General features: G+C 67.6%; 1 protein-coding gene. It reads right to left on the reverse strand.

What is annotated here, in order from left to right:
• Positions 1 to 133 precede the first annotated feature (133 nt).
• Positions 134 to 568: alpha-glucosidase C-terminal domain-containing protein (locus IE318_RS44555; protein WP_030188265.1), on the reverse strand; the 435-nt coding region annotated here is incomplete at its 5' end.

Consider the following 568-nt stretch of genomic DNA (forward strand, 5'->3'; position numbering starts at 1 on the left):
CCGATGCCGTCGCCGTTGCTGTCCTGGAAGGAGCGGACGAGGACCTCGTAGAAGACGGCACGTTTGAACCACTCCGGATCCCGGTCCCTGGCCGGGGCGTCCTCGAAGATGTCCGGGACGGGCTCATTGACAGTCATGGCGCGGGGGGCCCTCCGATCTGCGGCGAGGTGGACGATCGCTGGACATGGAGCACGTGCGCGGGACCGCGGCCGGGATCGAGTCGCACGTAGTTGGTCCTGCCCCAGTGGTAGGTCTCACCCGTCAGTTCGTCGAGCACCGGCATGGACGCGTGTCCGTCGAGGCCGAGGTGCGGCATGTCCAACGAGACCGTCGCCTCCTGGGTGTGGTGCGGGTCGAGATTGACGACCACGACGACGGTGTCCGAGCCGGTGCTCTTGCTGTAGACGAGCACGGCATCGTTGTCGGCGTGGTGGAAGCGCAGGTTGCGCAGTTGGTGCAGCGCGGGGTGCCGGCGGCGGATGTCGTTGAGTCGGGTGATGAGCGGGGCGATGCTGCGGCCCTCGCGTTCGGCCGCCGCCCAGTCACGGGGTTTGAGCTGGTACTTCTC

It is taken from the genome of Streptomyces spiralis, from assembly GCF_014654675.1.
GTDB lineage: Bacteria > Actinomycetota > Actinomycetes > Streptomycetales > Streptomycetaceae > Streptomyces > Streptomyces spiralis.